At 74.8% G+C, this 1,031-nt stretch carries 2 protein-coding genes; both read right to left on the reverse strand.

Annotated elements, in window-relative coordinates:
- On the reverse strand, positions 1–287 hold a 287-nt coding region (locus ACFQ87_RS46730), incomplete at its 3' end, for a lasso peptide biosynthesis B2 protein (protein ID WP_380617130.1).
- A partial coding sequence (locus ACFQ87_RS46735; protein WP_380617131.1) for an asparagine synthase-related protein occupies positions 284–1,031 on the reverse strand: 748 nt, incomplete at its 5' end. The genes ACFQ87_RS46735 and ACFQ87_RS46730, both read right to left, overlap by 4 nt.

Below are 1,031 nucleotides of genomic sequence, written 5' to 3' on the forward strand. Positions count from 1 at the left end.
GGCCAGACGCCCTTGAACCGGCACAGCACGGCCGTGGCGATCGACCGCTGCAGGCAGTTGTGTACGGCGCAGCGCAGGCTGACCGCGACGACGGCGGCGCGGGCCTCGGACGCCTGGGCGGCGGTGCCCGGGCGGGCGCCGGTACTCAGCGTCCCGAGTACGGCACGCAGGTGGTCGGGTCGCAGTTTGGACAGCGGCCGGGCGACGGCGACGGCGGTCAGCGGCAGCAGACGTCGGTGCAGGGGCAGCCGGGTACGGGCCTGGAGTGCGTAGGGCGGGCTGGTCACGGCGTCTCCTCGAGGTCGGGTGTGCGGCGCGGGTGACCGGTGCCGCTGCGGGCCGGACCGGCCGATGCCGACAGTGGGGTGGTGCGGGAGACGATCTCCCGCAGCCACAGTTCGGCGCCGATCGTCGCCTCCAGCTGGGCGGACCAGACGTCCTCGGTCCGCGGTGGCGTGATCAGGGTGGTCCTGAGCCGGTCCGGGTCGATCAGGCCGCGGCGCGCCAGCAGCGAATCGTCGAACAGGTCCAGCAGATCGGGGACGTGCTCCTGGAGGGCGCGGTCGACCGGCTCCTCGCAGTCGCCCTTGGTGGTCCGGTTGAGGATCACCTCGGGCACGAGCCCGCGCATCGCCGTGGCCAGCACCGGCTTGTACCGCCAGGGGCTGTACCGCTCGTGGGGAAGGACGGACAGCACGGCCTCGACCACCCGGTCGTCCATGTAGGGCAGTTCCAGCGGAAGTCCCGCGGCGGCGTACTCGCGGCAGACCAGCCGGAGCACCGGGCCCGCGCTGCGCAGGGCGGTGAGGGCCTCGTGCTGTCCCCGGTCCCGCGCCAGCGGGACGACCTGGTCCGCCACTTCGCGGAAGACCGTCTGCGTGGTCCTGACCGCGTCCCCGGTGGCCCACGGCGTCGCCGGGAGGCGCTCCCCCCAGCCGAGGGCCGGGGCCCGGGACGGCGATGTGGTCCGGGCGAGGTCGTCGGCGCACCGCCGCCACCAGGCGCCGAGGTCTCCCCCGCGCAACAGCCCG

This window comes from Kitasatospora sp. NPDC056531 (genome assembly GCF_042794375.1).
GTDB lineage: Bacteria > Actinomycetota > Actinomycetes > Streptomycetales > Streptomycetaceae > Kitasatospora.